This is a genomic window from Amycolatopsis sp. WQ 127309 (assembly GCF_023023025.1).
GTDB lineage: Bacteria > Actinomycetota > Actinomycetes > Mycobacteriales > Pseudonocardiaceae > Amycolatopsis.
Genome location: NZ_CP095481.1, coordinates 10,312,076 through 10,336,271, shown reverse-complemented (window position 1 = coordinate 10,336,271; position 24,196 = coordinate 10,312,076). Strand labels below are relative to the sequence as shown.

The window sequence follows — 24,196 nt, the reverse complement described above, 5'->3', positions numbered from 1 at the left end:
GCGGGTCGCGGCCCGAGTACGCGAGTCTCGGCCCCGATCACGCGAGTTCCGGCCTGGATCACGCGAGTTCCGGCTCCGATCACGCGGGTCGCGGGTCCGGACACGCGGGCCGTCCGCCGGTTCGAGCAGTCTCGCGCCGTCCGTCGACCCGGACCGGACCGGGACCGGACCGGCCTCGCCGGCCGCGGTCGTGAGGTCAGTGGTTGCGCAGGCCCAGGCCGGTCGTCATCGCTGTGACGCCGCGGCGGTACATCTCCGCGTTCGCCTCGTCCGTCGGCGGGATGAACCACTCCGGCAGCGCCGTCCGGGAGGCGAGCATCAGCTCCGCGCCGACCAGGCCGTGCATCGCCGTCCACAGGTGGTACGCCGCCGTCCGGGCGTCGACGTCGGGTGGGCTGATCCGGCGGACCCGGTCGATGAACAGGCCGAACGTCGTGCGCACCACGGCCGAGCGCAACGCCGGGTCGGGGTCGAACCCCGGGATCGGGCGCTCGAACATCAACGCGTAGCGCGCCGGGCTTTCGCGGGCGAAACGCCGGTACGCCATCGCCAGGTCGAGCAGGTCGGCGAAGCCGTCGGGACCCTCCGGCGGCAGCGCCTCCAGCATCTCGCGCAGCGAGTCGAACGTGCGCTCGTACAGGGCGTCGAGCAGGCCGTCGCGGCCGCCGAAGCGGGCGTACACCGAGATCGTCGACGCGCCGGCCGCCTCGGCCACGCCCCGCACCGTGAGAGCCGTGACGCCGCGGTCGAACAGCACCGACAGCGCCGCGTCGAGGTAGCGCTCGCGGTGTCCCTGTTCGACGGGGCGCATCGAGACGTGCCTGGTGGCCACGGGCGCACCCCCTTCGCAGCAGCCGCGCACGACGGCGTTCGGGTTACTCACCCGCAGCAAAAGATACGATATCCGCAGCTTCTTGGGAATGCGCCGCATGTCCGGATGTGCGGCATTCCCGTCCGATGGGCACCGGTCGGGCTGCGGCGAACCCTGGCAGCGTGCGGAAGCACCGACGAAAGGGCTTCCCCGATGACAGACACCATCACCGTCCCCGACACCGCGCTGGCCCGCGAAGCCGCCGAGCTCGTGCGCGACACCGCCGGTCCGCTCCTGTTCGACCACTCTTCGCGCGTCTACCTGTTCGGCGCGCTGCAGGGCCGGCGCCGTGGCCTCGCCTTCGACGCCGAACTGCTCTACGTCGCGGCCCTGTTCCACGACCTCGGCCTGGTCGACGGCCATCGCACGGACCGCCGCTTCGAGCTCGACGGCGCCGACGAAGCCCGGCGCTTCCTGCTCGGTCACGGCGTCGACGCGGAACGGGCCCGGATCGCCTGGACGGCCATCGCGCTGCACACCACCCCCGGCATCCCCGAGCACATGGAACCGGAGGTCGCGCTGGTCACCGCGGGGGTCGAGTACGACGTCCTCGGCATCGGCTACCACGACCTGCCCGCGCGGGACCGTGCCGCGATCGTCGCCGCGCACCCGCGGCCGGACTTCAAGCGCCGCATCCTTGCCGCGTTCACCTACGGCATCCGTGACCGGCCCGACACGGCGTTCGGGAACGTCAAAGCCGATGTGCTGGCGCGGTTCGTGCCAGGCTTCGAGCGGCAGGACTTCGTCACCACGATCTTGGACTCACCCTGGGAGGACTGAACCGGATGGAGCACCCCGAGCCCGGCACCGTCGTCGTCACCGCGACCGGCGACGGCACCTACACGCAGCAGGTCGGCACGGCGGGGCACACGCTGCTGGTCGACGAGCCGGTGTCCGTCGGCGGCGCCGACGCCGGCCCGAACCCGTACGAGCTGCTGCTCGCGTCGCTGGGGTCGTGCACCGCGATCACGCTGCGGATGTACGCCGACCGCAAGGGCATCCCGCTCGACGCCGCGACGATCCGGCTGCGGCACGAGCGGATCCACGCCGAGGACTGCGAGAAGTGCGAGACCGAGCACGGGATGCTCAGCCGCATCACCCGCGAGATCGAGCTGGCCGGCGACCTCGACGACGACCAGCGCGCCAAGCTCATGCTGATCGCCGACAAGTGCCCGGTGCACCGGACGCTGTCGTCGGAGATCGTGATCGAGACGCGCGAAACGGGCCGCTGAGCAGGGCCCGTCAGGCGGCCTGCGCCGTGACCGGCCGCACGGTGGCGACGCCGACGGCGGGGACCCAGATGCGTTCGAGCGCGGCCGCGCGGGCCTTGCGGCGGAGCCCGGCGAAGCTGTGCTTCGCCGGGACCAGCAGGGTGCTCAGCCACGTCCGCCGGTAATCCTCCAGGGCCGTCGCCACGGAGTGGTGAACCAGGCAGTGCACCAGCCCCGGCGAGCCGAGCCGGTGCCTCCCGACGTGCTTGCTGTCCGCCATCGTTCCTCCGTGTGGGCGACCCTCGTCGCGGCGCACGGTACGCATCTGCACCGATGAAGGTGAGCAAGAAACGCGGCGTGTCCACATTTCGGTTGAGTCACGCGTCACGATCGGCTTGCGGATCACCCGTCCGTGTGTTTCGTGTTAAGCGGTCCGGGCATCGCCCTTCACGCACAGGGTGCCGAACGGGATCCACGTGCTGCCCACCGCGCAGAGCGCGCGCTGCGGCGTGTGCCGGCAGGTCACCTGCACCCGGCGGACGCCGGACACGCACTGCGTCACCGTGGCGCCGGCCGACGGCGTGGTGGACGCGACGTCCGGCACGGTCAACGCGAGCCCGCCCGCGCACAGCACGGCCGCCGCCGACCTGCCGATGTTCGTCATCCCCATGAGCCCTCCCTCGATGACGCGAGCCGGAAGACCCGCTGCCGGGGGCGTCGGAAACGATTACCCGCGTTACGGGCGCCGACGGCGTGTCACGCGAATGGCGCAGACCGCCGCCGAAGTCCGCAGGCGGCCGCCGGGGGAGCTTGACTAGGGTGATCGGCATGTTGCGTGTGGGGTTGACGGGTGGGATCGGGGCCGGCAAGTCGACCGTGGCGAACCGGCTCGCCGAACACGGCGCCGTGCTGGTGGACTCCGACAAGATCGCCCGCGAGGTGGTCGAGCCCGGCACCGAGGGGCTCGCCCGGCTCGTCGAGGAGTTCGGCCCGGAGATCCTGGCCGCCGACGGTTCGCTCGACCGGCCGGTGCTCGCCGCCAAGGCGTTCGCCGACGACGAGTCGCGCCGCCGGCTCAACGCGATCGTGCACCCGCTGGTCGGGGCCCGCACCGGTGAGCTGATGGCCGCCGCCGCGCCGGACGCGATCGTCGTGCACGACATCCCGCTGCTGGTGGAGGGCGGGCTCGCGACGGCGTACCACCTGGTCGTCGTGGTCGACGCGCCCGTCGAGGTGCGGGTCCGGCGGCTGGTGTCGGCGCGCGGGATGGCCGAGCCGGACGCCCGCGCGCGGATCCGGGCGCAGGCGAGCGACGAGCAGCGCCGCGCCGTCGCCGACGTCTGGCTGGACAACGGCGGTGCCGAGGACGCGGTGCTCGCCGACGTCGACGCGCTGTGGGCGGACCGGCTGGTGCCGTTCGAGGCGAACGTCCGGCTGCGCCGGCCGCGGCCCCCGGTGTCGCCGAAGATCGCCGGGTACGACCTCACCTGGCCGCAGCAGGCCGAGCGGGTGCTCGCCCGCGTCCGCGCCGTGAGCGGCGAGCTGGCCCGGCGCGCCGACCACATCGGGTCCACCGCCGTGCCGGACCTGCCGGCCAAGGACGTCCTCGACCTCCAGCTGACCGTGTCCACTTTGGACGACGCCGACAAGCTCACCGAGCTGCTCTCCGACGCCGGTTTCCCGCGCCTGGCCGGGGAGTGGGGCGACGACGCCCAGGACGGCGCCGGCACCTGGCCGAAGCGGCTGCACGTCGGCGCCGACCCGAAACGGCCGGTGAACCTGCACGTCCGGTCCGTCGAGACACCCGCGTGGCGGCTCGCGCTGCTGTTCCGCGACTTCGTGCGCGCGCACCCGGCCGAGCGGGACGACTACCGCGACGTGAAGCTGCGGCTGGCCGACGCGCACGCCGCCGACGGCACCGTCGCCGCCTACGCCGACGAGAAGCAGGACTGGGTCAACGGCGCGTTCGTCCGGGCGGAGAAGTGGGCCGAGACGACCGGCTGGACGCCCTAGGAGCCGAGCAGCCCGCGTTCGAACGCGACGGCGACGGCGGCCGCGCGGTCCTTGACCCCGAGCTTCGCGTAGACGTGGATCAGGTGCGTCTTGACCGTCGCTTCGCTGATGAACAGCTTCTTCGCCGTCTCCTTGTTCGACGAGCCGCGCGCGACCAGCGTCAGCACCTCGAGCTCGCGCTGCGACAACGGTTCCCGCGCGGGCCGGCGCATCCGCCCCATCAGCCGGCCGGCGACGGCGGGGGAGAGCACGGCCTGTCCGCGGGCCGCCGCCCGGACCGCGCGGAACAGCTCCTCGCGGGGCGCGTCCTTGAGCAGGTAGCCGGTCGCGCCCGCCTCGATCGCCGGCAGGACGTCCGAGTCGGTGTCGTACGTCGTCAGCACCAGGATCCGCGCCGGGTTCCCCAGCCGCGCGAGCTCGCTGATCGCCGTGACGCCGTCGGTGCCCGGCATCCGCAGGTCCATCAGCACGACGGCGGGCCGCAGCCGTTCGGCCAGGGTGACGGCTTCGGCGCCGTCGGCCGCCTCGCCGAGCACCTCGAAACCCTCTTCGCCGTGGGCCGGTTCCGCGGACAGGATGCCGCGCAGGCCGTCCCGGACGATCGGGTGGTCGTCGGCGATCAGCACGGTGATCGTCATGCGGGAGCCTCCGGGAGCAACGGGACGGCGGGCAGGGCGACGGAGATTGCGGTCCCGGCGCCGGGCTCGGACTCGACGTGGAGCGTACCGGCGAGCCGCCGCACCCGGCGGCGCATGCCCGGCAGCCCGAACCCGCCGTCCCCGGTCGCGGGCTCGAAGCCGGCTCCGTCGTCCCGGACGTCCAAGGTCACCTCGTCGTCCATGTACGACAGGGTGAGACCGACCCGGCCCGCCGCCGCGTGCTTGTCCACATTGGACAGGGCTTCCTGGGTGATCCGCAGGACCGTCGCCTCGATCTCCGGGTGCAGCCGCCGCGGGTCGCCGGTGGTGGTGCACGTCGCGGGCACGCCGGTCCGCTCGCTCCACCGCGCCGCGACGTCGGCCAGCGCGTCGGGAAGCGTTGCGCCGTCGAGGGGTTCGGGGTGCAGCGCGCGCACCGAGCGGCGCGCGGCGGTGAGGTTCTCCCGGGCGAGCGCGGTCGCGGAGTCCAGGTGCCGCTGCCACTCCGCGGGGTGCTCCTTGGCGAGCGCGGCGGCTTCCAGCTGCGTGATGATGCCGGTGAAACCCTGCGCCAGGGTGTCGTGGATCTCCTGGGCGAGCCGCTGCCGCTCGTCGAGCATCCCGGCTTCCCGGGCCTGGCTGAGCAGCTGCCGTTGCAGGCCTTCGTTCTCGGCTTGGGCGGCGGCCAGTTCGTCCAGGGTGCGGCGGCGTTGCTCGTTCTGCCGGGCGACGGCCGTCGACAGCAGCCCGCCGCCCCCGATCGCCGCGGTCTGCACGATGGTGATCGTGATCCAGATGCCCGGCTTGTCGCCCAGGGCGCGGACCGGCCCGCCGTTGCCGAGGGTGTTGATCAGCAGGGACGTCGCCGCCAGCGCGAGGAAGGCGAGCCAGGTGGGCCGCACCTGCATCGCGGCGAGGAACGCGTAGATCATGAAGATGAGGAACGTGACGTCCCGGACCTCCAGCGCACTGCCCAGTCCGATCACGCCGAGGAAGGTGACCAGGGCGAACACCGGGTGCTCGCGCAGCCGCACCGGCGCGAGGACGACCGTGCCGAGCACCCAGAGCGCGGTCGCGGCGACCAGGACGCCGGTGGTCGCCCACCAGCGGCCGCCGTGGCCGCCGACGCCGAGGGTGATCGCGGTCGCGATCGCGAGCAGGACGCCGGGGACGTACCTCTCGATCCGGCTCAGCCACGGCTGCCAGCCGGTCGGCTCCTGCGCGGTCAGCGGCGGCCACAGCGGCCGGTTCCAGTCGAACCCGGCGCTCACGCCCGGAGCCCCGGCCGGATCGCGGCGAACGGCAGCAGCGCGGTTTTCGCCTGGTCGGAGGCGGTGGTCACGGCGTTCATCACGCTCCTGTCCTTCGCCGGGGCCGGTCTTGCGCCGCACCCTACGGGCTTCACGTGTGTGTGTTCGTCAGCTTCGGCCACAGCGTGGGCCACGGCTCGGTGCGGCCGGTCGCCAGCCACATCGGCTGCCCGGCGAAGTAACTCGGCTTCGCTTCGCCGGTGTCCACCTCGCCGAGCGGCCGGAGGCCGGCGAAGTGCCCGAGCAACGGCCGCGGGTCGGCCCCGACGTACAGGACGTCGGTCGCGTCGGCGGCCGGCACGACCAGGGTCGCGTACCCGCGGTTGCCGCTGGCCGGTTCCGGCAGCCCGAGGTCACGGCCGTAGCGGTCGAGCGCGCTCGCCTCCCAGTACGACTCGGTCACCACCGCGGTGTGCGCCTTGCCGGGCAGCGCGGCGAACGTCGTAGCGACCGACCGGGCGCCTTCGGGCCAGCCGATCTCCGCGAACGCGAACACCGGCGCCGGCAGCGCCGGGTGCTCGGTCAGCCAGGCCCGCGGCCAGACCGGCAGCGCGCCGGGCACGGCGAGCAGCGCCGCCACGACGTAACACGGCCACGTCGCGAGCCACCGCCACCGGCGTGACGGCTCCCGGCGTTCCAGCGCGACCGCGGCCATCGCCCAGCACACCGGGAACATCCCGGCGACGTAGTAGTTCCGGCCGTTCACGGCCAGGAACACCACGGTCAGCGCGACCGCCGTCCAGCCGAGGAACCGGAGTTCGGGGCTGCGCAGGAGCCGCCACAGGCCGTAGCAGAGCAGGACCGCGCCGACCGGGAGGCCGGCGACGAGCAGCACCTCCGGCAGGAACAGCCCGCGCCCGCCCCAGGTGTCCGCGACCTCCTGGGAGATCGCCGCGCCCATGCCGAGCTGCGGCCAGCCGTGCGCCGCCTGCCAGAGCAGCGTCGGCACCAGCGCCACCACGGCGATCGCGGCCCCGGCCCACAACGCGGGCCGCCGCAGCAGTTCCCGCGGGCCGCACACCAGGATCGCCACGCCGGCGGCGAGCCAGAAGCCGCCGATGAGGAACTTCGTGTACAGCGCGAGCGCCGTCACGACCCCGGCCCACACGAGCAGGCCGTCGGCGCGGGTGCGCAGCCAGCGGACCAGCAGCCACAGCAGCAGTGTCCAGAGGAACGGGTCCACTGTGGACGTCGCGAGGTAGTGCCCGCTCGCCAGGACCTGGATCGCCACGGCGAAAGTGCCAGCGGCAAGCGTTTGCGCCTTCGCCGCGCCGCCGAGTTCGCGGGCGATCAGCGCGGTCAGGACGACGCCGGCCAGCACCGCCAGCATCGCCGGGATCCGCAGCACGAACGGCGTGTGGCCGAGCGCGTCCATCGTCCGGGCGAGCAGCGGCAGCAACGGCGGCTGGTCGACGTAGCCCCAGGCCAGGTGCCGGCCCGCGGCGAGGAAGTAGAGCTCGTCGCCGAAGTAGCCGTAGCGGTTCGCGGTCAGCACCAGCGGGACGGCGAGCAGCGCGGTGACGACGGCCAGCGGGACGCGGGCGATCGGGGCCACCGGCCGGCGCCGGGCCGGTGCGGGCGCGGTCGTCACACCCATCGGAACACCCGCGTCGCGATCGCCGTGCAGACGACGGCGAAGGCCGCCATCGCCCCGAGCTGCAGCAGCTCCGGGGCATCGCCGGCCCAGGTGGCGCGCAGCGCGTTGAGCGTCGCGCCGAGCGGCAGGACGTCGGCGACGTGCTGCAGGAACGGCGGCAGCTGCTCCTTCGGCACCCACACCCCGCCGAGCGCCAGCATCGGGAAGAACAACGCCGACCCGATGCCACTGGCCGCGCGGCCGGTGGGCGCGAGCGCCGCCACCAGCAGCCCGACCGAGAACAACGCCAGCGCGCCGAGCACGAGCGAGAGCAGGAACCCGGCTGGGTTGCCCGGCAGCGCGATGCCGAGCGCGAGCGTGCCCACCCCCACGATGAGCACGACCACCACGACCACCGCGGCCAGGTTCACCAGCAGCTGCGCGGCGAGCAGCCGGCTCGGCGGCACCGGGCTGGCGGAAAGCCGTTTCAGCAGGCCCTTTTCCCGGTAGGTGCCCAGCGCGTTCGGGAACTGCGTCAACGCCAGCATGGCGATCAGGATCGTCACGGCCATCGGCGCGATCACCGTGGCCAGCGCGCTGTGCCCGCCGTACTTCGGGTCCGGGGCGTTCGCGCCGGGCATCAGCCCGAACACCAGCAGCAGCGCGAGCGGGATGCCGACGACGACGGCCGGGGCACCCGGGTCGCGCAGGAACACCTTCGCCTCGGCGGTGGTCAGCTTGGTCAGGACACTCATGGTTTCCCCCTCATTCCGGCTTGTGGCCGGTCAGCGCGACGAAGGCGTCGTCGAGACCGGCTTGCTCGACGCGCAGGTCCCCGGCGATCACGCCGAGCCGGGCGAGCAGCGACGTCACGGCGTGCAGCACGTTGCCCCGGCCGGTCACCACGACCTGGCCGCCGTGCCGCTCGACGCGGCGGACCTCGGGCAGGGCCTCCAACGCGGCCGCGTCGACGGGGCTCGACGGCCGGAACCGGACGACCTGCTCGTCGTCCACCCCGGCGACCAGCCCGGCCGGCGTGTCGAGTGCGACGACGCGTCCGGCGTCGATGACCGCGATCCGGTCGCAGAGCCGCTCGGCCTCGGCCATGAAGTGCGTGACCAGCAGGATCGTCACGCCCTGGTCGCGCACGGCCTCGATCAGGTCCCACGTGTCGCGGCGGGCCTGCGGGTCGAGGCCGGTGGTCAGCTCGTCGAGCACCGCGACCTCCGGGCTGCCGATCAGCGCGAGCGCGATGGACAGCCGTTGCTGCTGGCCGCCGGAGAGCTTCTTGTACGCGGTGGTCCGCTGCTCGGTCAGCCCCAGCGTGGCGAGCAGCCGAGACTGGTCCGCGGGCTTGCGGTAGAAGCCGGCGTAGAGGTCGAGCAGCTCGCCGACCCGCAGCTTGTCCTGCAGCCGGCTCTCCTGGAGCTGGACGCCGACGCGCTGGCGCAGCTCGGCGCGGTCGCGGTGCGGGTCGAGCCCGAGCACCGACAGCGTGCCGCCGTCGGGCACCCGCAGCCCTTCCAGGCACTCGACGGTCGTGGTCTTGCCCGCGCCGTTCGGGCCCAGGATGCCGAAGATCTCGCCGCGCTCGACGTCGAACGAGACGTCGTCGACCGCGACCTTCTCGCCGTACCGCTTGTGGAGGTGCTCGACCTGGATGACCGGCATGCCGCCGTCCCCTCTCGATCCGTTGTGCGAACGGATCGAGCGTCCCGCGGCGGCGGGGGCCGGCGAATCGTCGGGACGGCCGGGATCGGGTCCTCCACCGGAGGACCCGGCATCCACCGGATGGTGGACCCGGTGGCCCTCAGGGGTGGCGCCGCCAGGTCAGCGTGACGTCCTTCGTGGCGAGCCAGGCGGCGAGGTCGTAGCCGTGCGAGGCCAGCCCCTCGATGGCCGCGTAGGTGGTCTCCAGCGCGGCCTCGGCCTCGTCCGCCGTGACGAGGCCCGCGGTGCGGGCTTCCAGCAGCTCGTCGGTGTCGATGGTGCGCAGGGAGAGCTTGTCCTTCAGCACGATGTCGACGTAGAGGTCGGTGGCGACCCAGCGGGGGCCGTCGCGGTTCACGCGGACGACGTCCAGGTAGAAGTCCTGGTCGCGTTCGTGGCCGGGGGAGAACCAGAAGTCGGTGACGCGCAGGCCGAGCTCCGGCAGCAGCCACGACTCGAGGTAGTGGAACTGGGCACGGCCCGGCGCCGGGCGGGCGAGGTACAGGCCGAACGGTTCCTCGCGGAACTCCTCGACCTCCCGGCTGATGCCCTTCGGGTCGATGTTCGTGCGCGCGGCCGGGTCGAAGATTTCGACCTTGGGCGGGTGCAGTCCCGTCATGGCCCCATCCTGCCCGCAAGTGAGCGGAACCCGGTCACGAATCGCGAACGGCGGCGGTGCGAGCCACACGTTCGGGCTAAGGTGCGCCGACGACCGGGGGAACCGAGGGGACTGGGGATGTTCGGGATCATCAGGCCGTGCCGGCACCGGCTGTCCGGTTCGTTGCACGCGGACTGGGTCGCGCACCTGTGCGGGCTCTGCCTCACGCTGCGCGACGAGCACGGCCAGCTCGCGCGCGTCGTCACCAACTACGACGGGCTGATCATCTCGGTCCTCGTCGAAGCCCAGACGCCGCGCGCGGACGGGCGCCGCGACGCGGGTCCGTGCCCGCTGCGCGGCATGCGCTCGGCGTCGGTGGCCCGCGGCGAAGGCGCCCAGCTGGCCGCGGCGGTGTCGCTGGTGCTGGCCGCGGCGAAGGTCGGCGACCACGTCGAGGACCGCGACGGCGCGTTCGGCAGGCGCCCGGTGGCGGTGGCCGCCCGCCGCGTCGCGTCCCGCTGGGCGAAGCAGGGCAGCCGCACGGGTGGCCGCGTCGGGTTCGACACGACGGTGCTGACCGAAGCCGTCGACCGCCAGGGCGAACTGGAACGGGCGATGCGCCCGGGCGACTCGGCGCTGCTGGCCACCGAGCCCGCGGAACTGGCCACGTCGGCGGCGTTCGCCCGCACGGCGGAGCTGGCCGGACGGCCGGGCAACGTGGCGCCCCTGGCCGAGGCGGGCCGCCTGTTCGGCCGCGCGGCGCACCTGCTGGACGCGGTCGAGGACCAGGCGGCGGACGCGGCGGCGGGAGCGTGGAACCCGTTGCTGGCCACGGGAACGGACCTCGTGGAGGCCCGCCGGCTGTGCGACGACGCGGTGCTGGGGGTGGAGCTGGCGTTGCGGGAGGCGGAGTTCGCCCAACCGGCGCTGGTGCACGCACTGCTGGCGCACGAGCTGAGGCAAGCGGTCCGCCGCGCCTTCGGCCACGGCTCGGCCCACGACCACAGCGGTGGTCACGCGCACGGACACAGCCACGGCGGTGCTGCAGACGGTCCGCAGGGGCACGGTTTCCGGCCTGGCGATCCCGCCGGGCCGGGCGGTCAGCCGTGGTTGCCTGCTGCCGGTGCCGCCGGGCTGCTCGGCGGTGGTTTTCAGCCTGGCGATCCCGTTGGGCCTAGCCGGTTCACGGTTGGTGGCCTTAAGGCCGGCGATCCCGCCGAGCCGGGTTCGCAGCTCGGGGACAGCGCAGGTGGTGCCACCGGGCAGCAACCGCCGCCAGGGTGGATCGGGCCGGGGCCGCGGCCTCAGCAGCATCCGCACCAGCCGCCGGGGCAGCAGCCGCCGCCTGGAGGTCCGCAGTGGGGCGGTGGGCCGGGCGGTCCCGGCCGGCCGGGAAACCCGGGTGGCCCGGGTTGGTCCGGAAGCCCCGGCGGCCCAGGTGGTCCTGCCGGACCCGGCGGTCCCTGGGGTCCGGCCGGACCCGGAGGCCCAGGCGGTCCGGGAGGCCCCGGCGGCCCGGGCGGACCGGGTGGCCCCGGAGGTCCCGGCGGGCCGGACGGGCCCGACGGCCCGGAACCCGAGCCCCTCGACGGCAAGGGCGGCGGCCTCTGGGTCCCGAAGTTCGCCGTGCCCCCGAAGAAGCGCACCTTCTTCTTCGGCTGCGCCGTAGCCTCCTACATGTGCTGTACCTGCCAGTTCTGCTGCCGTGATCCCTATCCCGGGCCGTGGAGCGGGAAACCGTCGGCGACCGGCGGCTGCGACTGCGACTGTGACTGCTGCGACTGCTGTTCCTGTTGTGACTGCAACTGAAGGGAACCGTGATGACCGAGCCGATGGACCAGCTGCACGACCGCGGCCGCGCCACCTTCGCGGGGCTGGTCGAGGGTGGCGAAGCCCGGCTCGACGCCCTCTTCGCCACCGTCCCCGCGCTCGGTGAGCTGGCCGTCGGCACGGTCTACGGTCACCTCCACGAGCGCCCGGCCCTCGACGCCCGCACACGCGAAGCCGCCACCCTCGCCGCGATCATCGCGGCGGGGATGGTCGGGCCGCCGCTGAGCGTGCACCTCCGCACCGGCCTGGCGTCCGGGCTGTCGCCGGCCGAGGTGGGCGAGATCGTGGTCCAGACGGCCGCGTTCGCCGGTTTCCCCCGCGCGGTTTCCGCGGCCGACCAGCTGAACCGGCTCTTCGACGGTCACGGCCTGCCGATCCCGCCGCCGGCGTCGGCCCGCGAGGTCGTCCTGGGGTACCTGGAAGCGCCGGGCGCCGAGGTCGCCGAGGTGCTCGCGGAGTTCCCGCGCACCGAGGTCCAGGCGACCGGCCCCGACCGGGTGCTGGTCTCGTGCTTCGGCCCCGGGCCCGCGCCGGGCGCCGTCGTGCACTGCGTGGTGGCCGGCGGCGAAGTGGCCTTCGCGACGGTGTTCCGACCCCGCTGACCAGGGCCGACGGAAATTGTCGGTGCCGAGGCTTACTCTGGTCGACGTGGCTTTCGCAACCGAACACCCCGTGCTGGCGCAGTCCGACTTCCGGCCCGTCTCGGAGATCCCCCGGGAAGGCGGCCGGTTCGAGGTCGTCAGCGACTACCAGCCCGCCGGTGACCAGCCGGCGGCCATCGACGAGCTCGAACGGCGCGTCAACGCCGGCGAGAAGGACGTCGTGCTCCTGGGCGCCACCGGTACCGGCAAGTCGGCGACGACAGCGTGGCTGATCGAGCGCGTGCAACGGCCGGCACTGGTGATGGCGCCGAACAAGACCCTCGCCGCGCAGCTGGCGAACGAGCTGCGCGAGCTGTTCCCGCACAACGCGGTCGAGTACTTCGTCAGCTACTACGACTACTACCAGCCCGAGGCGTACATCGCGCAGACGGACACCTACATCGAGAAGGACTCGTCGATCAACGACGACGTCGAGCGGCTGCGGCACTCGGCGACGATGAACCTGCTGTCCCGGCGTGACGTCATCGTGGTCGCGAGCGTGTCCTGCATCTACGGCCTGGGCACCCCGCAGTCCTACCTCGACCGGTCCTCGAAGCTGAAGATCGGCGAGCGGCTCGACCGGGACGTCTTCCTGCGCGCGCTGGTCGACGTGCAGTACACGCGCAACGACATCGCGTTCGCGCGCGGCACGTTCCGCGCGCGCGGCGACACGGTCGAGATCATCCCGGCGTACGAGGAGCTCGCGATCCGCGTCGAGTTCTTCGGCGACGAGATCGAGAAGCTGTACTACCTGCACCCGCTGACCGGCGACATCGTCAAGGAGGTCGACGAGGTCCGGATCTTCCCCGCGACGCACTACGTCGCCGGCCCGGAGCGCATGGAGAAGGCGATCAAGGGCATCGAGCAGGAGCTCGAGGATCGCCTGGCGGAGCTGGAGAAGCAGGGCAAGCTGCTGGAAGCGCAGCGGCTGCGGATGCGCACGTCCTACGACATCGAGATGATGCGGCAGGTCGGGTTCTGCTCCGGCATCGAGAACTACTCGCGGCACATCGACGGCCGCGGCGCCGGCACCGCGCCGGCGACGCTGATCGACTACTTCCCGGAAGACTTCCTGCTGGTCATCGACGAGTCGCACCAGACCGTCCCGCAGATCGGCGGGATGTACGAGGGCGACATGTCGCGCAAGCGCAACCTGGTCGAATACGGCTTCCGGCTGCCGAGCGCCGTCGACAACCGGCCGCTGACCTGGGAGGAGTTCTCCGACCGGATCGGGCAGACGGTGTACCTGTCGGCGACACCGGGGCCGTTCGAGATGGGCCAGGCGGGCGGCGAGTTCGTCGAGCAGGTGATCCGGCCGACCGGCCTGGTCGACCCGAAGGTGGTCGTGAAGCCCACCGAGGGCCAGATCGACGACCTGGTGCACGAGATCCGGGAGCGCGCGGAGAAGGACGAGCGCGTCCTGGTCACCACGCTGACGAAGAAGATGTCCGAGGACCTCACGGACTACCTGCTGGAGCTGGGCATCCGGGTGCGGTACCTGCACTCCGAGGTGGACACGCTGCGCCGGGTGGAGCTGCTGCGGCAGCTGCGGGCGGGCGACTTCGACGTGCTGGTCGGCATCAACCTGCTGCGGGAGGGCCTCGACCTGCCGGAGGTGTCGCTGGTGGCGATCCTCGACGCGGACAAGGAAGGCTTCCTGCGCAGCGGGACCTCGCTGATCCAGACGATCGGCCGCGCGGCGCGCAACGTGTCGGGCGAAGTGCACATGTACGCCGACAAGATCACCGACTCCATGCGGCACGCGATCGACGAGACCGACCGCCGCCGCGAGAAGCAGGTCGCCTACAACGTGGAGCGCGGGGTCGACCCGCAGCCGCTGCGGAAGAAGATCGCCGACATCCTCGACCGGGTCTACAGCGAGGCGGAGGACACCGAGCAGGTCTCGGTCGGCGGCTCGGGCCGCAACTCCTCGCGCGGCAAGAAGCCGGAACAGGGCGACCGGGTGCGCAGCTCCGGGATGCTGGTGGACAAGGACGTCTCGGCGATGCCGCGGGCCCAGCTCGCGGACCTGATCCAGCAGATGACCGACCAGATGATGCAGGCGGCCCGCGACCTGCAGTTCGAGCTGGCGGCCCGCCTGCGCGACGAGGTCCAGGACCTGAAGAAGGAGCTGCGCGGAATGGACGCCGCAGGCATCAAGTAGCCGGACACGACACCAGCAGGGTGGCGGTTGTCGCCCGGGCGGAACAGTGATCGCCCGATCGAGTATTACACCCCTGTTGGTACGCTTCCACCATGGCGATGAACATCAAGGACCCGGAGGCCGAGCGCTTGGCCGCCGAGGTCGCCGCACTGACGGGTGACACCAAAACCGGTGCCGTCCGCGAAGCCCTGCGCCTGCGCCGCGACCAGCTCATGGCGCGGGACAACGCCGAAGTGCGGCTGAAGCGGATGCGGCGAGTACTGGAAGAGGAGATCTGGCCGTTGATCCCGCCTGAGGAGCTCGGGAAGCCGATCCCGAAGGACGAGTGGGAAGAGATCCTCGGGTTCGGGCCGGGTGGCGTGTGATCATCGACAGCTCGGCCATTGTGGCGATCCTGCGCCAGGAGCCGGACCACGAACGACTCGAGGAGCGCCTCGCGGAGGCGGACTCGGCCAGGATCGGCGCGCCGACTCTCGTCGAGGTCGGCATCGTGCTCACCACGCGGCTCGGCGCGCGGGGCCAGCTGGTGCTCGCCAGGTTCCTCCAGGACAACAACATCGCGACCGCACCCTTCACCGAAGAACACGCGGAGGTGGCGATCGAAGCGTTCAAGCAGTACGGGAAGGGACATCACCCGGCCAAGCTGAACATGGGCGACTGCTACAGCTATGCCACCGCCAAGGTCGCCCGGGAGCCGTTGCTGTGCATCGGCGACGACTTCCCGCAGACCGATCTCGAGCTGGTGAAGCTCGGGTCGTGAACATCGAAGCCGTGGTCGCGTACTGCCTGGGGTTGCCGGGTGCCGAGGAGACCTATCCGTTCGGTGACCACGTGCTCGTCGCGAAGGTCGGCGGCAAGGGGTTCGCCTTCATCGGCCAGGAGGAGCCCGGCAGTGTCGCCGTCAAGTGCGGGGCCACGCTGGAAGAAGCGGCCGAACTGCGTGAGCGCCATCCCGACGCCGTGACCGTGATGGACTACCTCGGCCGGTACGGCTGGAACCGCGTCCGGCTCGGCGCCGGGGTGTCCGACGCCGAGCTGGAAGAACTCCTCGACGCCTCCTACGAGGCCGTCGTGAAGAAACTGCCCCGCGCCAAGCGGCCCTGAACTCAGTCCGGCACCGGCGCGTTCTCGTCCGCCTGCAGCATCCCGAAGATGTTGCCCTCGGTGTCCTTGCAGTACGCCAGCCACCCGACACCCGGGACGGGCTGCTTCGGGAGCGCCAGCGTTCCGCCCGCCCGCGCCACTTCGCCGAGGGTGTGGTCGACGTCGGCGACGTCGATCGTGTTGACGAAACCGTGTACCGGCCCCGAATCCGCGGGTGGCGGGCCCTGCCGTGGCACCAGGCCGCCGTCGATGCCCTCGCCGTCGCCGGTGGAGATCATCCAGTACGGGACCTCGCCCCAGCGCTCGAACTTCCAGCCGAACACCGCGGTGTAGAACGCCACCGCGCGCTCGGGGTCGGCCGCGTGGATCTCGAAGTGGATCGGACGAGGCATGCTCGCCTCCTCAGGCCGGGTCGGCAGGTGACGGGAGACTACGCCTGCCGACGCGGAACAGGGGAGGTCAGAGCCGTGGGTGCCCCGACAGGGTGAGATCGGCGTCGAAGTCCGGGAAGCCGGCCGGCGCGCTCCGGGCGCTCAGCGCGGACGCGGCCGGGGGCAGCCCGGCCCAGCGCCGGACCGTCGCGGTCGCCGCGGCGGCGTCGGCCGCGGGCAGCTGGGCGATCCTCGAGCCGTGGTTGCCGCCCGGGACGTAGTAGCGGTACGAGTCCCGGCTGCCGAAGCCGAGCTCGAACGGCTCGGCGCCCCACGGGTCGTTCGAGCCGTAGACGAACAGCAGCCGCGTGCCGCGCGACTTCACCCAGAAGTCGACGTCCGGCATGGCCAGGTAGTCGAACCGGGGCAGGCGGACCGAGCTCGGCACGAACGTCTTCGGCTGGTCGGCTCCCGGGTAGCGCAGCAGGTCGCGCAGGTAGCCGTCGTACGCCTCGGGCGCGCCCAGCTGGACCGCGGCCTGGTAGTAGTACGGGATGTAGGGCGAGAGGTCCTGGTCGGAGTAGGTGTTGAGGCTCTCCACCTTCTCGTACCAGGCGTAGACGTCGGCCGCGGGCGCGCCGGGTTTCGGCACCGTCGCGCAGTCCGCCTGCGTCTGGTACTGCCAGAACGCGAAGTACGAGTCGATCACCGAGATCTCGAGGGACTTGTCGGCCGAGCCGACGATCGAGAACGTCAGCCCCCGCTTCGCCGCGTCCACCGCGGCGATCGCGCCGAGCTCGTCACGACGCTTCAGCGCGTCGCGCTGGATGGCCTTGAGCGCGTCGCGGCAGCCGGGGTCGTTGCCGACGCGCGAGAGGAACTTGTTGTAGACGTCGATCGGGTCGATGACGTCGTTGGGTGCGACGTAGGGGACCGTGCCGTCGACGTCGTCGGGGAAGAAGCGCCGGAAGTACGTCGCGGTCATGCCGCCCTTGCTGCCGCCGGTGGCCAGCCACTTGCCCGGGTAGATCGCCTTGAACGCCTGCACGGCGCTGTGCTCGTCCGCGGCGGCCTGCCAGATCGTCAGCTGCTGCGCCCAGTTCTCCGGCTGCGGCCGTGACGGCGTGAAGTAGCGGTACTCCATCGAAAGCTGGTTGCCGTTGACGATCTGCGTCGGCTCCGACCGGTTCGGCGCGGTGCTGACGTTGTAGCCGCTGGTGAAGGCGACCGTCGGGGCGGCGAAGTCGCGGTGCAGCAGGGTGAACCGCTGCTGGAACGTGCCCGCGCCGGGGTGGCGGTGGTCGGCGGGCTGGGTGAAGGTCAGCTCGAAGAACCGGAACCCCGCCGGGGCCGGGTCCTCCTTGACGATCGTCAGGCCGGGGATCCCCCGCAGGGCCGCTTCGATGTCGGTCGCCGCGCCGGCCGACGGCGCGAGGCCCGTCAGCGCGGCCAGTGCCAGCACGGCCGCCGAACAGGCGGTGAACAGTCTGCGCATGAAGCACCTTCCCCGGCTTCGGACCACTGCGTGGGACCCTCACAGAACCGGCCGGGGTGGGCAATCGGCTGACCGGGCGCACCCTTCGCCGGAAACCGACTTTCGGCGGGTACCGCGGCTCCCGGGTGGCGTCCTCGCCGCTGCGCAGTCGCGCGCATTGTGCAAGTTGTCCGGGTGATCGGCGCCACGTTACCGTCCGGATCCAGAAGGCACCGGCATCGAGCGAGGGGTCCGCCATGAAGGTTTCCGACTGCCCGACCACCCAGGTCGAGGTCCGCATCGAGGCGTCGCCGGCCGAGGTCTGGCACTGGCTGCTGGACGTCGACCTGCCGGCCCGCTTCTCCACCGAGTTCCAGGGCGGCGGCTGGCTCGAAGGCAGCGCGCCCGGCCTCGGCGCGCAGTTCCGCGGCCGCAACTCCCACCCCGTCGCGGGGGAGTGGGAGACGGTCTCGACCATCACCGGCTTCGAGCCCGGCCGGCTGTTCGCGTGGGCCGTGATGGACGTGGCCGACCCGGCCGCGTCGTGGAAGTTCCAGCTGGTCCCGGACGGCGAGGGCACCATCCTGCGCCAGTGGGCGCAGATCGGCCCGGGCCCGTCCAACCTGACGACCATCATCGGCTCGATGCCCGAGCACGAAGAAGAGATCGTCGCGATGCGCCTGGGCGAGCTGCACGACAACATGCAGCGGACGGTCGAAGGCATCAAGTCCCTCGCCGAGTCCGGCGTCCGCGCGGTCTAGGCGCGGCCGGAGCCGCCCAGCACCTTGTCCACATAGGACTTGACGGCGCCGAGCGCCTCGGGCGCCCGCCACATCCGCTCGATCCGCGGGTCGTCGGCGTGGCGGTACTCCGCGATCCGCTCGTGGTAGGGCTGCCGGATCTGGGCCTTGGTGTGCGCGAACGGCTCGGCGGGCAGGTCGCCGAGCCGGGCCGCGATGGCGACGGCCCGCTCGAGGACCTCCTCCGGCGGCGCGAGTTCGTCGGCCAAGCCGCGGGTGAGTGCGTCCTCGCCGCCGACGGTCGCGCCCGAGTAGGTCAGCGACGGCAGCGGTGTCGTGCCGTACGCGCAGCGCAGGATCTCCAGCGCGGCGAGCGGGAACGGCAGCCCGACGAGCAGTTCGGTGACGCCGATCCGGCCGGGCCCGGTGGTGAGGACGCGGTGGTCGCACGCCGCGGCGAGGACCGCGCCGCCGGCGATCGCGTGGCCGTTGAGCGCCGCGACGACCGGACGCGGGAAGCCGAACACCGCCAGCAGCGCGTCCGACAGCAGCGGCAGGAACTCCGACACGTACGCGGCGCCGCCGTCGCTGATCCGCCTGAGGTCGACGCCGGCGGAGAAGATGCCGCCGGTGCCGGTCAGCACCACCGCGCGGGCGGCGCCGGCTTCCTCCAGCCGCAGCACGAGGTCCCGGCAGGAATCGGTGTCGAGGGTGTTGCCCTTGCCGTGGTCGATCCGGAGCACGGCGACGTCGGACTGGCTCTCCAGGGTGATCGGCACAGCGCGACCGTACCGCGCCGGGACGACCCCGGCCGAGCGGAAACCGCCCGGCCGGGCCGCCTCAGCTGGTGATGTCCTTCGTGGCGAACCGGCGGCCCGCGTAGAGGAAGAACACCGCGCCGTAGATCGTCGCCGACAGCAGGCCGCTGGCCAGGTTCGTCCAGTCGACGTCGGTGGAGATCAGGTCCATCCAGGAGAACCCGTAGTGCGTCGGCAGGTAGTTGCGCAGGCCTTCCAGCGCCGTGATCTGGTCGAGGATCTGTGACAGGATCGCCGCCAGCACCGCGCCGCCGACCGCGCCGAGCGGGGCGTCGGTCGTCACGCTCAACGCCAGCGCGAGCCCGGCCACCCAGGCCAGCTGCAGGATGATGTACACAGTGGACAGTGCGATGGCGAGCAGGCTGTCGCCGAAGGACACCGCGTCGCCGGTCGGGCTGATCGCGTCGCCCGCGCCGTACCAGATGACGCCGACGCCGAGCGAGACCAGCGGCAGCAGGATCAGCGCCGCCGCCGACAGCAGCCCGGACACGATCGCCTTCTGGCGCAGCACCCGGTGCCGCGGCACCGGGATCGCCAGCAGGTACTTCAGGCTCGACCACGACGCCTCGCTCGCGATGGTGTCGCCGAAGAACAGCGCGACGATCATCGGCAGCAGGAACGTGCCCGACACGAACAGCGCCAGCACCACGAAGTTCGGCGCGCTGGCCGTGGCCAGGTCGACGAACCCGCCACTGCGCCGGTTCGGGTTCGACTGCCCCGCCTCGAACGCGATCACCAGGATGAACGGCAGGATCGCGACGAACCCGAGCAGCAGCTGTGTCCGCCGCCGCTTGAGCTGACGCCGCAGTTCGACGCCGAGCCCGAGCGTCCGCCGCGCTGAGTAGCCCGCGACGGCGCCGTCCGGCCCGACCCCGGCGTGTTCGCTCGAGGCGAGGTCGCTCAGCTCGTCCAGCGCGTGCGGGTCCGTGTGGACCCCTGAGTTCGAGCTGTTCACGACTGGTCTCCCACCAGTTGCAGGAACGCGTCTTCGAGCCGGCGCCGCGGCCCGGCCTGCTCCACGGCGACCCCGGCGCGGACCAGGGCCGCGACCGCTTCGGCACGTGGCAGCCCGTCGAGGTCGGCGTGCACCAGATCGCCTTCGACGTCGACCGTGCTGACGCCGGCGATCGCCTTGAGCGCCGCGGCGGCCGCGGCCGGGTCGTCGACCCGGAACGTCGCCTCGCCGCCGGCCGCGGCCAGCTCGCCGACCTCACCCGAGGCGACCAGCGCGCCGCGGTGCATGACCACGACGTGCGTGCAGGTCTGCTCGACCTCGGCCAGCAGGTGGCTGGACACCACCACGGTGCGCCCGGTCGCGGCGTAGCGCTGCAGCACCTCGCGCATCTGGTGGATCTGGGGCGGGTCGAGCCCGTTGGTCGGCTCGTCGAGCACCATCAGCTCCGGCAGGCCGAGCATCGCCTGGGCGATCGCCAGCCGCTGCCGCATGCCCTGGCTGTAGGTCCGCACCCGGCGGTCGACGGCGGTGCCGAGCCCGGCGATCTCCAGCGCCTCGCCGAAGTGCGCCTTCTCCGCGGGCCGCCCGGTGCTCGCCCAGTACAGCCGGAGGTTCTCGCGGCCGGACAGGTGCGGCAGGAAGCCGGACCCCTCGACGAACGAGCCGATGCGCGAGAGCACCGGCGCGCCGGCGGTGATCTTGTGGCCGAACACGCGGATGCTGCCTTCGGTCGGCGTGATCAGGCCCATCAGCATCCGCAGCGTGGTGGTCTTGCCCGCGCCGTTCGGCCCGAGCAGGCCCAGCACCTGGCCCGGTTCGACGCGGAACGACAGGTCGTTCACGGCGACGAACCCGCCCGCGTACGTCTTGCGCAGGCCCTCGATGACGAGCGGCGTGGTGGCCAGCTCCGGGTCGACGTCGGTCGCCCGGCGCCGGCGCAGCGCCGCGAACAGCACCGCGGCGAGGGCGATCGCCAGGGTGACGGCGATGCCGACGATCTGCCCGACCGGGGCCGGGGTGCCGACCGACGTCCCGGGCACGACCGGCAGGGCCAGCGCGGTGCCGCCGCCGGCGAGCGCGACGCGGAACACCGCGGGCGCGGCCGGGGCGGCGAACGCCTGGTCGGTGGTGCCGACGACCAGCCGCAGCGAGTGCCCGCCCTCGATCGGCCGGACGATGCCCGGCAGCGTCACGGTGACCTCGACCGGGTTGCCGTTGGCGGGCAGCCCGCTCACCCGGAACGGGGCGATCGCGTTGGCCGGCAGCACCCGCGAGCCGTCCTGGCCGACGTCGTAGAGCTTCGCGAACAGCACCGCTTCCGGCTGCGGTTGCGCCGGGTCCGCGGCGACCTGCAGCCGCACGGTGGCGGCGCCGCTGACGACGACCTGCCCGTCGACCGGCGCGGTGGTGAACTGCGCGGCCTGGCCGGGCGGGTCGTTGCTGAACAGCGCGCCGAGCCGCGAGGTGCTGCTCGCGAGGCCGTTGAGCCCGGGGATCCCGCTCACCGCCGCGGGGTTCGCCCCGGCCGGGCGCACGACCGGCTGGACCGGGCCGGACATCGGCAGCAGCCGCCGCTCGGTGGCCGGCCCGGTCAGGCCGGGGTAGGCGGCGGCGTTGACCGTGCGCACCGACGGCGTTCCGTTGGCGCGCAACGTGCCCTGGACGTCGTAGCTGAACCCGGTGCCGGGGTCGCCGCCGGTGACGGCGGTCCAGAGGAAGTCGCCGATCTTCCCGCGCAGCTGCGGCCCGGGCTTCCCGCCGTCGTGGCCGCCGGTGTACCAGACGGTCTTGACCTTGCCGCCCGCCGCGGTGATCTGCCGGGCGGTCGCGTCGGCCTGGTCGAGGCCGAACAGGGTGTCGCTCTCGCCCTGCACCAGCATCGTCGGCACGGTGATCTTGCTCGTCACGGACACCGGGGAGACGCGGCGCAGCAGGTCCAGGCTCGCCTGGCTCGACGCGCCGGTGGTGCCCAGCTCGGTGTAGGCCTTGCAGACGGCGGCGGTGAACCGGCCGCACGGGTCGGCCGACCCCGCGCGTGGCCCGCCCCCGCCCGAAGGCGCGGCCGGGACGGCGGCCGCGGCCCCGGCGGCGCCGGTAGACCCCGTGTCGGTCGCCTGCCCGGCTTCGGGCGCGTCGGCCGACGGCGCGCCACTGGAGGCGGGGCCGGAGCCGGCGGAGAAGAAGATGCCGGCCCAGCTCTTCTTGAACACGCCGTCGGTCGCGAACGCCCCGGCGGCCGGGGTGCCCGCCGCCGGGGCCTTCGGGGCGGCCGCGTTCGGGACGAGGGCCTGCCCGAGGTCGTTGTAGGTGATCACCGGCGCGATCGCGTCGACGCGCTTGTCCGTGCCGGCCAGCAGCAGCGACAGCGCGCCGCCGTAGGACGCGCCGGTGACGGCGATCTTCGGGTCGCCGTTGGGGTCCGTCGTCACCTGGTGCTGCGCGACGAGCCGGTCGATCAGCCGGCTCGCGTCGGCGACTTCGCCGTCCGGGTCGTTCAGCCCGATCTTGCCGGTGCTCTTGCCGAACCCGCGCGCGGACCACGTCATCACGACGAAGCCCTTCCGGGCGAGTTCGCGGGCGTCGTCGGCGACGCTGGTCTTGTCGCCGCCGAAGCCGTGCGCGAGCAGCACCGCGGGCGCGGGCACGGTGGCGGGCAGGTAGGTGGTCGTGTCGATCTTGACCTGGTCGGCCGAACCCGGCGCGGCGGGCATGTCGATCAGCGCGTCCTGGGTGGGCACCGCGGGCGGGGCCGTGTCGCGCGTCGCCCAGAGGACGGTCGCGGCGGCCAGGACCACCACGACGGCGCCGAGCGCGGTGAGGCGGCCGCGGCGGGAGCGCGGGAGCGGGAGTCGGGGCACGGGGTGACCGTATGTGAAGTTTCCTGAGAGTGCCCTCCGCAACTCACGTCGATCACACGCTGATCACACGCTCGGGACCACCTGGTGGACCGAAGTGACCGGAATTACAGGACCAACCTGGTGACGTGCGCGATTCCGGCTGGCGCTCGGGCGGGGAGAACCGGCAAACTGGACGCGCTGTGAGGGGAGTATTCCTTCGCGGCGGTGTCGTCAGCACGGTGGCCATGCGCCCCCGGCACCGTCGGCCGGTGTTCGCACCGGCGGAAGAGACCTCCGGTTAGTTGCTCATGCGCGCTATCCGGAGGTTCTGGTTCCATGACTGTCCCCCTGTGGCTGTGGATCGCCACGATCGGTGGCCTGCTCGCGCTCATTGCGCTCGACCTGGTCATCGTCGATCACAAGCCGCACGCGGTCACCACGGGTGAAGCCGCGCGCTGGGTGGTCTTCTACGTGTCCTGCGCGGTGCTCTTCGGCGCCGGCGTGTGGTTCTTCGCCGGGCACGACCCGGGTGTCGAGTTCTTCACCGGGTACATCACCGAGTACTCGCTGAGCGTCGACAACCTGTTCATCTTCATGATCATCATGGCGTCGTTCAAGGTGCCCGCCATCCACCAGCACCGCGTGCTGCTGGTCGGGATCCTGCTGGCGCTGGCGATGCGCAGTGTGTTCATCGCCGTCGGCGCGGCGTTGATCGAGCAGTTCGTCTGGGTGTTCTTCCTCTTCGGCGCGATCCTGGTCTGGACCGCGATCAGCATGCTGCGCGGCAAGGGCGAGGACGAGGAGTACCACGAGAACGCCGTCACCCGGCAGGTCCGCAAGATCGCCCCGGTCACCGACGACTACCACGACCACAAGTACACCGTGAAGATCGACGGCAAGCGGATGATCACGCCGATGCTGCTGGTGATCGTGGCCATCGGCTCCGCGGACCTGCTGTTCGCCGTCGACTCGATCCCGGCGATCTTCGGCATCACGCAGGAAGCCTTCCTCGTCTTCACCGCCAACGCGTTCGCGCTGATGGGCCTGCGGCAGCTGTACTTCCTGCTCGGCGGCCTGGTGACGAAGCTGGTCTACCTGACCTACGGCCTCGCGGTGATCCTCGCGTTCATCGGCGCGAAGCTGTTCCTGCACGCGCTGCACGAGTACCACGTGGTGCCGGACTGGCTGGACATCAACAACTGGATCTCCCTCGGCGTGATCATCGTCGTCCTCACCGTCACGACGGTGACGAGCCTCGCGAAGGCGCGGCGTGACGAGCGCAAACAGGTGACCGCGTGACGACCGACGAAAGTCGTTCGCACCGCTAAGGGATTC

General features: G+C 72.2%; 24 protein-coding genes and 1 pseudogene. 11 read left to right on the top strand and 14 right to left on the bottom strand.

The window, feature by feature from the left end:
- Window positions 1-196 precede the first annotated feature (196 nt).
- A complete protein-coding gene (locus tag MUY22_RS45550; RefSeq protein WP_247064434.1) occupies window positions 197-811 on the bottom strand; it encodes a TetR/AcrR family transcriptional regulator in 615 nt (204 codons plus the stop codon).
- Between the two features lie 213 nt (window positions 812-1,024).
- Between MUY22_RS45550 and MUY22_RS45545 the strand changes: the two genes are divergently transcribed.
- Together MUY22_RS45545 and MUY22_RS45540 are read left to right on the top strand one after the other, a co-directional pair.
- Window positions 1,025-1,651, top strand: coding sequence for an HD domain-containing protein (locus MUY22_RS45545; RefSeq protein WP_247054191.1), 627 nt, complete (start codon window positions 1,025-1,027; stop codon window positions 1,649-1,651).
- 5 nt (window positions 1,652-1,656) lie between these two features.
- The gene (locus tag MUY22_RS45540) at window positions 1,657-2,103 is read left to right on the top strand and encodes an OsmC family protein (RefSeq protein WP_247054188.1); all 447 of its coding nucleotides are present in this window, start codon (window positions 1,657-1,659) and stop codon (window positions 2,101-2,103) included.
- Between the two features lie 10 nt (window positions 2,104-2,113).
- Here the strand turns inward: MUY22_RS45540 and MUY22_RS45535 are convergent, their stop codons facing one another.
- Together MUY22_RS45535 and MUY22_RS45530 are read right to left on the bottom strand one after the other, a co-directional pair.
- Entirely contained in the window at window positions 2,114-2,362 is a 249-nt protein-coding gene (locus tag MUY22_RS45535; RefSeq protein WP_247054187.1) for a hypothetical protein, read from the bottom strand.
- A 144-nt stretch (window positions 2,363-2,506) separates the two neighbouring features.
- On the bottom strand, window positions 2,507-2,752 hold the full coding sequence (locus MUY22_RS45530; RefSeq protein WP_247054184.1) for a hypothetical protein: 246 nt from the start codon (window positions 2,750-2,752) through the stop codon (window positions 2,507-2,509).
- Between the two features lie 158 nt (window positions 2,753-2,910).
- On the opposite strand from MUY22_RS45530, the gene coaE reads away from it, so the two are divergent.
- Complete coding sequence (gene coaE, locus MUY22_RS45525; RefSeq protein WP_247054182.1) at window positions 2,911-4,095, top strand: dephospho-CoA kinase; 1,185 nt, start codon at window positions 2,911-2,913, stop codon at window positions 4,093-4,095.
- Here coaE and MUY22_RS45520 read toward each other — a convergent pair.
- The 6 genes from MUY22_RS45520 to MUY22_RS45495 all read right to left on the bottom strand — a co-directional run bounded on the left by MUY22_RS45520 (window position 4,092) and on the right by MUY22_RS45495 (window position 9,948).
- Entirely contained in the window at window positions 4,092-4,733 is a 642-nt protein-coding gene (locus MUY22_RS45520) for a response regulator transcription factor (RefSeq protein WP_247054180.1), read from the bottom strand. The two genes, coaE and MUY22_RS45520, sit on opposite strands and share 4 nt — an antisense overlap.
- Window positions 4,730-6,004: a sensor histidine kinase gene (locus MUY22_RS45515; protein WP_247054178.1), complete on the bottom strand. Its 1,275-nt coding sequence runs from the start codon at window positions 6,002-6,004 to the stop codon at window positions 4,730-4,732. Before MUY22_RS45515 ends, MUY22_RS45520 begins: the two co-directional genes overlap by 4 nt.
- A 130-nt stretch (window positions 6,005-6,134) precedes the next feature.
- Window positions 6,135-7,640 (bottom strand): glycosyltransferase family 39 protein, encoded by a 1,506-nt coding sequence (locus MUY22_RS45510; protein WP_247054176.1) that lies wholly within the window; start codon window positions 7,638-7,640, stop codon window positions 6,135-6,137.
- A complete protein-coding gene (locus tag MUY22_RS45505) occupies window positions 7,631-8,374 on the bottom strand; it encodes an ABC transporter permease (protein WP_247054174.1) in 744 nt (247 codons plus the stop codon). The genes MUY22_RS45510 and MUY22_RS45505 overlap by 10 nt, the downstream gene beginning before the upstream one ends.
- A 10-nt stretch (window positions 8,375-8,384) precedes the next feature.
- Window positions 8,385-9,290, bottom strand: a complete 906-nt coding sequence (locus tag MUY22_RS45500; protein WP_247054171.1) for an ABC transporter ATP-binding protein — start codon at window positions 9,288-9,290, stop codon at window positions 8,385-8,387.
- Between the two features lie 139 nt (window positions 9,291-9,429).
- Window positions 9,430-9,948 carry a DUF402 domain-containing protein gene (locus tag MUY22_RS45495; protein ID WP_247054169.1) on the bottom strand — a complete coding sequence of 173 codons (519 nt, stop codon included), beginning with the start codon at window positions 9,946-9,948 and terminating at the stop codon, window positions 9,430-9,432.
- A 117-nt stretch (window positions 9,949-10,065) separates the two neighbouring features.
- Here MUY22_RS45495 and MUY22_RS49885 point away from each other — a divergent pair.
- From MUY22_RS49885 to MUY22_RS45465, 6 genes and pseudogenes are all read left to right on the top strand, one after another.
- Window positions 10,066-10,965, top strand: a pseudogene (locus tag MUY22_RS49885) (DUF5685 family protein); the annotation flags it as partial.
- Between the two features lie 782 nt (window positions 10,966-11,747).
- Window positions 11,748-12,359 (top strand): carboxymuconolactone decarboxylase family protein, encoded by a 612-nt coding sequence (locus MUY22_RS45485; RefSeq protein ID WP_247054165.1) that lies wholly within the window; start codon window positions 11,748-11,750, stop codon window positions 12,357-12,359.
- Between the two features lie 46 nt (window positions 12,360-12,405).
- Window positions 12,406-14,562, top strand: coding sequence for an excinuclease ABC subunit UvrB (uvrB, locus tag MUY22_RS45480; protein ID WP_305879348.1), 2,157 nt, complete (start codon window positions 12,406-12,408; stop codon window positions 14,560-14,562).
- Window positions 14,563-14,654: 92 nt separating this feature from the next.
- The gene (locus MUY22_RS45475) at window positions 14,655-14,927 is read left to right on the top strand and encodes a type II toxin-antitoxin system VapB family antitoxin (protein WP_247054163.1); all 273 of its coding nucleotides are present in this window, start codon (window positions 14,655-14,657) and stop codon (window positions 14,925-14,927) included.
- Window positions 14,924-15,322 carry a type II toxin-antitoxin system VapC family toxin gene (locus MUY22_RS45470; RefSeq protein WP_247054161.1) on the top strand — a complete coding sequence of 133 codons (399 nt, stop codon included), beginning with the start codon at window positions 14,924-14,926 and terminating at the stop codon, window positions 15,320-15,322. The genes MUY22_RS45475 and MUY22_RS45470 overlap by 4 nt, the downstream gene beginning before the upstream one ends.
- On the top strand, window positions 15,319-15,666 hold the full coding sequence (locus MUY22_RS45465) for an MmcQ/YjbR family DNA-binding protein (RefSeq protein ID WP_247054159.1): 348 nt from the start codon (window positions 15,319-15,321) through the stop codon (window positions 15,664-15,666). Before MUY22_RS45470 ends, MUY22_RS45465 begins: the two co-directional genes overlap by 4 nt.
- A gap of 2 nt (window positions 15,667-15,668) precedes the next feature.
- Here MUY22_RS45465 and MUY22_RS45460 read toward each other — a convergent pair whose 3' ends face one another.
- Complete coding sequence (locus MUY22_RS45460) at window positions 15,669-16,058, bottom strand: VOC family protein (RefSeq protein ID WP_247054157.1); 390 nt, start codon at window positions 16,056-16,058, stop codon at window positions 15,669-15,671.
- Between the two features lie 67 nt (window positions 16,059-16,125).
- Window positions 16,126-17,532, bottom strand: a complete 1,407-nt coding sequence (locus tag MUY22_RS45455; RefSeq protein WP_247054155.1) for a S28 family serine protease — start codon at window positions 17,530-17,532, stop codon at window positions 16,126-16,128.
- Window positions 17,533-17,768: 236 nt separating this feature from the next.
- On the opposite strand from MUY22_RS45455, the gene MUY22_RS45450 reads away from it, so the two are divergent.
- Window positions 17,769-18,272, top strand: coding sequence for an SRPBCC family protein (locus tag MUY22_RS45450; protein ID WP_247054153.1), 504 nt, complete (start codon window positions 17,769-17,771; stop codon window positions 18,270-18,272).
- Here the strand turns inward: MUY22_RS45450 and MUY22_RS45445 are convergent.
- From MUY22_RS45445 to MUY22_RS45435, 3 genes are all read right to left on the bottom strand, one after another.
- Window positions 18,269-19,030 carry an enoyl-CoA hydratase/isomerase family protein gene (locus MUY22_RS45445; RefSeq protein WP_247054151.1) on the bottom strand — a complete coding sequence of 254 codons (762 nt, stop codon included), beginning with the start codon at window positions 19,028-19,030 and terminating at the stop codon, window positions 18,269-18,271. The two genes, MUY22_RS45450 and MUY22_RS45445, sit on opposite strands and share 4 nt — an antisense overlap.
- A gap of 61 nt (window positions 19,031-19,091) precedes the next feature.
- A complete protein-coding gene (locus MUY22_RS45440) occupies window positions 19,092-20,024 on the bottom strand; it encodes an ABC transporter permease (RefSeq protein WP_247054149.1) in 933 nt (310 codons plus the stop codon).
- On the bottom strand, window positions 20,021-22,882 hold the full coding sequence (locus tag MUY22_RS45435) for an alpha/beta fold hydrolase (RefSeq protein WP_247054147.1): 2,862 nt from the start codon (window positions 22,880-22,882) through the stop codon (window positions 20,021-20,023). The genes MUY22_RS45440 and MUY22_RS45435 overlap by 4 nt, the downstream gene beginning before the upstream one ends.
- 315 nt (window positions 22,883-23,197) lie before the next feature.
- Here MUY22_RS45435 and MUY22_RS45430 point away from each other — a divergent pair, with 315 nt between their 5' ends.
- On the top strand, window positions 23,198-24,160 hold the full coding sequence (locus MUY22_RS45430; protein WP_247054145.1) for a TerC family protein: 963 nt from the start codon (window positions 23,198-23,200) through the stop codon (window positions 24,158-24,160).
- Window positions 24,161-24,196 lie beyond the last annotated feature (36 nt).